4 protein-coding genes and 1 pseudogene are annotated in these 5,722 nt (G+C 58.2%); 2 read left to right on the top strand and 3 right to left on the bottom strand.

Translation table 11 applies throughout. The annotated features are described in order from the left end of the window. Positions 1–601: 601 nt before the first annotated feature. Together ABIB95_RS47120 and ABIB95_RS47115 are read left to right on the top strand one after the other, a co-directional pair. Positions 602–1,765 carry a sensor histidine kinase gene (locus ABIB95_RS47120; RefSeq protein ID WP_063982901.1) on the top strand — a complete coding sequence of 388 codons (1,164 nt, stop codon included), beginning with the start codon at positions 602–604 and terminating at the stop codon, positions 1,763–1,765. Between the two features lie 659 nt (positions 1,766–2,424). Continuing rightward, positions 2,425–2,619, top strand: a complete 195-nt coding sequence (locus ABIB95_RS47115) for a hypothetical protein (RefSeq protein WP_084795114.1) — start codon at positions 2,425–2,427, stop codon at positions 2,617–2,619. Between the two features lie 516 nt (positions 2,620–3,135). On the opposite strand, the gene ABIB95_RS47110 is transcribed toward ABIB95_RS47115, so the two are convergent. The 3 genes and pseudogenes from ABIB95_RS47110 to ABIB95_RS47100 all read right to left on the bottom strand — a co-directional run. Beyond that, positions 3,136–3,423, bottom strand: coding sequence for a hypothetical protein (locus tag ABIB95_RS47110; RefSeq protein WP_135217207.1), 288 nt, complete (start codon positions 3,421–3,423; stop codon positions 3,136–3,138). 864 nt (positions 3,424–4,287) lie between these two features. Continuing rightward, on the bottom strand, positions 4,288–4,518 hold the full coding sequence (locus ABIB95_RS47105; protein ID WP_135217208.1) for a hypothetical protein: 231 nt from the start codon (positions 4,516–4,518) through the stop codon (positions 4,288–4,290). A 559-nt stretch (positions 4,519–5,077) separates the two neighbouring features. Continuing rightward, a pseudogene (locus ABIB95_RS47100) lies at positions 5,078–5,358 on the bottom strand (tyrosine-type recombinase/integrase); the annotation flags it as partial. Positions 5,359–5,722 lie beyond the last annotated feature (364 nt).

Here is a 5,722-nt window from a genome sequence, read left to right as displayed (position 1 = left end):
GAATAGGCGGCGCGCTCGCTGGCGATATGGCCCGAGATGCCGTTCGGACCCCAGGGGACGGCAGCCACCAGATGTCGATTGAAGTCCGGGACGACATCGGTCCGGTGCTCCACCTCAAATTCACATTCGCGGTCGAACGGCGCAGGCATTGAGGCCGCCTCCGTTGGCGGGCTGTGTTCCTTCTGTCGGGAACCCGAGTTCTGGTTTATGGTCCCGAGATCACCGCCCAGTCCGAGGCGTCCATCGGTGACTGAGAGTGCTTCATGCTCCCGCCCTATATGCGAGCGGAAGCATGTGTGAAAAGTGCACTCTGTACGACGATAAGATCGCCCGATATCGACGATTGTCACTCGGGATCAACGACCGGCAAACACTGGACGAAATTGCAATCCTGATCGCACAGGCGACGGAAGCGAAGGCCGCCAATCACCCCCCCGCCCCGAAAGAGTAGGGCCGCCTAAGTTTGGCGGCTTCGGTCATTGACCTCTTCAGCCTGCGCCGCCGCTAACAAGCGTTTCTGAACTCACTCGAAGCATGCCGGGCTTTCACCTTAACAAAAGAAACCACGGCAGAATACTCAACATGCGCAAAGGGGCCGGCTGTGACCAATCCAAGTGAGACACGAGGGCATGAACGCCGGCTGGCGGACTTCATTCGGCAAAACCACGCCGCTATCGTCAAGGAATGGATCGATTTCGCGCGAACTATATCGCCGGCCAGCGACAAGATGACGAAGCTAGCTTTGCAAGATCATGTCGTGGATATTCTCGGGTTTATTGCAGACGACCTCGAATCTGCGCAGACTGCGCGAGAGAGGTTTGATAAATCGCGCGGCGTGGGCCCTCCAGAAAATCCGTTTTCCGAGAGCGCGGCTGAGGTTCATGCCGCTCTTCGCCTTGCCGATGGTTTTGACATCGACCAGATGGTCTCCGAATACCGGGCGCTTCGCGCAAGTGTTGTGAAGCAATGGGTGGCTCATCATCAAGGGCTGGCTGCAACCGATGTTGAAGACCTCACGCGATTCAATGAAGCGATTGATCAGGCTGTCACGGAGTCGGTAGCTCACTACACTAAGACGATTAATGACTCCCGCAATTTGTTCTTGGGCGTGCTGGGTCATGATTTGCGCAACCCCATAGGCGCGGTTTCGATGGGTGCTCAGTGGATGGAGCGATCCGGAATAACAAATCCGAAACAGGCAAAGGTGGTTTCGGAGATTAGGACGGCGGCCGGCCGGGCGACACAAATTTTAAATGACTTACTCGATCTCACGCGCTCGTCCTTCGGTACTGAAATCCCAGTTGTAAAGACCAAAATCGACATGGTGGCGCTCTGTCAGGAGATTGCAGATGAGCTACGCGCCATCCACACGGATCGTGATTTTGAGGTCACGCACGACGGAGATCCTACGTGCTCGTGTGACGCTGCGCGCCTGGGACAGGTGCTGTCGAACCTGATGGGCAACGCCACCCAATATGGCGACCGAGAGCAGCCCATCACTGTGAGGATCGTAGGCAACGACCCCGACACCGTCACAATAGCCGTGCACAACATGGGTTCACCAATCCCCACGGACACACAAAAATTAGTATTTCACTCTTGGATGCGCGGCCAGGACGTCAGCGATGAGTCTGAGCACAGTACACATCTGGGCCTCGGTCTCTATATCGCGAAATTAATCGTCGAAGCCCACGGCGGCGAAATTTCTGTCGCCTCTAACGAACAAACGGGAACGACATTCTCCCTCCGACTTCCGCGCAGTTGAACTCGCAGGAGCAGGGCTACGCACTTCAAGGCTGTCCTTGGGCGGAGAGCCGGCCCCGGCTTCAGGGGTCGAGGGGGTAGGCCGGGGCCGCTCCGCCAGCTCTGCCGGCGAGCAAGCGATGACTCAAACATTCGCCGCCCTTGCGGTTCCTCTGAACGGTCCCCCTGAAAAAGGGGAGCTGTCCGTGGTTAAGCTCCGGTGTCCTAAGTTGATTTTGGGGGTGTCCTAATTCGATAGATGAACAAAATCGACAGCTTGGCCGTCTAACTTTGAGGACGGTCATTGGGGACCGCCCATCCAGCGCGAATGCGGAATGATGATGTGCGACAAGTGCAAGGAACTGGACGGAAAGATCGAGCGCTACCGTCGTCATGCGACTCGAATAAACGATCAGTTAGCACATGACGGGATCAAAAAGCTCATTGAGGAGATGCAAGTCCAAAGGGCTGCGCTTCATCCCGAGCAAAAGAAGTAAGGCCGCCTCAGTTGGCGATCTCCTCGCCGCCGGTTCACGCTGGCGGGCCTCGGAGGTGAGCAATATTGACCATCACGGGGAACAAAGATGTGCTACCCTCCACCTTATCACCGCGCGGCCCTGGCTTTCATCGGTGATGAGAACGCCATTAGCGCTCCCGCCTCCTCTAGATAGGAGCAGCGCCATGCGTCGGCATTTCACGCAAACCCAATCCCTTGAAGAACGTCTCGCCGAAGAGGCGAAGCGCCTGCATGAACAAGCCGAATTGCTTCCGCATGGCAATCTGCGCGAAGCCGTCGAAAGGAAAGCACGGCAGGCTGAAACCGGCTCGCACATCAGCGAGTGGCTGCGGTCCCCCGGTCTAAGAGTCCCCACCTGAAGTTAAGGCCTCCCAGTTGGAGGCCTCTTCGTATGCGCAGTTCGCGCTGGCGGGCCCTGGACCCCAAGCACAAGGCCCTAAAGTTTCCCGCGGCCCAGTCTCGAGAGGGCCCACGGGCTTCCGCTTAGTTAGGGGTCTACAGCCTCAACGGACGGTTGAAGCTCTCACGAAATTTACGGTGCGGGCGATAAAGCGAGCGTAGGGTAGTGAACAGCCCCGCGGGGTTGGCTTCCCCGACGCCGCCCGGTTAGGCCCGGCGCTAGACTTACGGCTGGTGTCGGGCCGTCTGAGTTGGCGGTCTCGTCCACTTAGGAACCCGTTCCACAGAGTGTCGTTCAATACGCATGCCTAGAGAGAGATCGCCATAGCACTGTGGTCCCTGGCCGCCGCCTGCGTTGTGGCGTTCAGCATGGCTGCAATCGTCGCTCCTCACTGGTCGTAAAAGAGGGCGTTGGGTCACCAGCTTGCGGCCGTCCACCTCGATCGGCTCCTCGAAAAGCCGCCCCCAGCCCTTGGTCATTGCGTGTTTCGGTACCCCATGATTGCGAGCTGCGGGTTGCCACGTTCAAAATCCGGCCGAACCTCGGCGCCGCGATTACCGCAACCCCGGCAGACGAACCGCGGCTCGAGATCGGAAAGCCTTACACTGTCAGGCCAGCGGTCGGCGTCCAGAGCAATGTGATGGCCGCAATGGCAATAGATCAGCACGCCGCGAACGCCCATCTCCCGCATCTCGCCGATGGTGATCTTGCGCGGTCGACCGTCGGCATGCGTAGGCATGTGGCGTCTGGCGGGGCGAGGCATGCCTCGATCAAACCGGCATCGCATGCACCTTGCAAATTATCGATTCCTAGCGGCTCGGAACGAGCATGAGCCACCGCGGGTCGTGGGTGTGGAAAAGCTAAGGAGCGTCGATCACTCAGAGAGCGCGAGCAGTGCGCCGCCTATGTCGGAGGGCATACAGACCCGATTGCCGAATCTTCCTACACCTTAGTAGACCTTGGCGCCCCCATTACCGCCAAGGCTTCCAACGGCTCCGGCATCTAGTTGTGCTGGGGCCGTTTTTTGCGACCTGTAACAACGCTCGCGATATACTGCCTGTCGTGGGTGTGGACATCGCCCGCCGTTTCACACCGGCGCCTTCTAAAGGGCGCCGTGGTGTTCGGGTTCCATTTCTAAGCGCTGCTAAAGAGTTGCTTGATTTTCCCGTTTTGCTTAGCCTTACTTACGGGAAGCTTACGGATCGTCACTTCTCATCAGTCGATCGTTGACGTGATCATTGCCTCACATCGCGGAGGGCACGTGGACCGAGAGCTAAGGGAATTCCGTAGACTAGAGCGAATTTGCCGTGAACATGCAGCGATAGCTTCCATGGAGCTTGAGCGCGTCGGCCTTTTGAAGGTCGCCGAAGATTGCCGTCGGGCGGCTGCGTCGATCGAGAACCGTCAGAAAGACCCCCTAAAGGCCTGAGGGATATGACGGCCTCGACCTTGGAGAAGGCGAAGTTCTGCCTCCCCGGTCTGGGCCGGGAAGCTCTCGAAGAGATGGCTACAAAACTATCGAAATGAAGCTCAACGGCTTGAGGGCGAGGAGCGATAGGGCTCACGCCTTTGCAGGAACCTTCTCAGGTTTGATATCATTTGGCGACTCGGACAGCAGCCAAACTTCTCAACCGGCTTCTCCTGCGTGCCAACCCTTCTCTGTAGGTTGATAACGCTCTCCGTATTTCACCAGCCAGCCGCCTTCAACCATCTTCTCTGCCAAAGCCTTCGAGCATGCCGGCTGGTTGCTGCCGGGGTAATACAGGCCGTCTCTGCGCTCGACCATAAAGCCGTAGACGCGCACCAGGCGAAGGGCGTTCAGCATGCCGGGAATGAGAACTACGGTCGTGCTCGTCATTGCTCTCCAAGCAACGCCACCACCGAACGTTCCCGAAGCCACTCGTTAAAACCTGCGTCAAAACCTGGCGGCGCGGAACGAGCTCGAGCTACTGCCCGTCGTGGTGTGGAAAAGGTGTCGCTTAGGTCTGCCTAGCGTTGGAATCGCTTAGGCTGCCTACGGCGACGGAATCCAGCTGGGACTGGACAGTTGCACCCGAGGGCGGCGCGGCTTAGATCCCGCGCGCTCTCGGGCAAGAGATATGAAGTAGCGGAGATTAAGACTTGGGCTGGGAACGTCCGGATGCTGCCCGGCTTGTCTTTCCGGTGACGGTCTCTGTCCCACAAGGTCAGAGCCTGTCCGGAGGCCCCAGCATCATCATGCCCCCCGGCCGATGCTGGGGCCGTTTTTTTTTGTGCGAGGCATCGATTGGACGAGACTTGGAGAGTGGTGTTCGCAATTGGTGCGACGGCGATCCACGGGCGATGAAGTGATTGAATGACGCAGCGCGACTTCCGTTTCGGGCCCGCAGCCTCCTGTAACGGAGGGGCAGGGCAGGTCGGCTCTGCCAGGGCAGCCAGACGTCCACCTGTTCTGCTATTGCGAGTGCGTCATCGACCTCTATTCCGAGGTAGCGGTGCTCTCGATTTTTGTATGCCCCAACAGGAGCTGCACGGCTCGCAAGTTGCCGGTGCGACGATAGATGAGCGTCGCCTTGGTTCGTCGGAGTGAATGCGTTCCGAACAGGTGAGGGTCCAATCCTATACCGGCCAGCCAGTCCGATCGCAGGCGTGCATACTGCCGTGTCGTCAGGCTGCGGTCCGGCCCTCTGCGGCCCGTGAATAGACGATCTCCTGGCTTCAGAGCGCCAAGGATAACTCCTCAATGACTCGCTCTACGTGCTGTTTAAATCGTGCGGCTGACTTCGCGTCCATAGAACCATCCCGCGGGAACAGGGCCTGCCTTGCAAATGGCAACATACCCGCCTTTGGACCAAGAAGCCTTCCAAATAGCGAGAGCGCGACTGTTCCGCTAATGGCCCGTTTGAGACATGCCGGTCCGATCTGACGAGTCCGCTTATCAGGCTAGAGCGGAAGTCAGCGGCTCGCGGGAAAACCGACAAGATTGACCGTAAGCGCGAATTTCCCTGCACCTTTTGCTTTTGGGTGCTCTGATGCATGAGGTGTCCACCAAAATAGGTGGACACCTTGTGATGGCAGACGAT

This window comes from Bradyrhizobium sp. LA2.1, from assembly GCF_040547725.1.
Taxonomy (GTDB): Bacteria; Pseudomonadota; Alphaproteobacteria; order Rhizobiales; family Xanthobacteraceae; genus Bradyrhizobium; species Bradyrhizobium barranii.
Note: the sequence above shows the minus strand (reverse complement) of the source record. Positions and strands in the feature narration are given on the sequence as shown.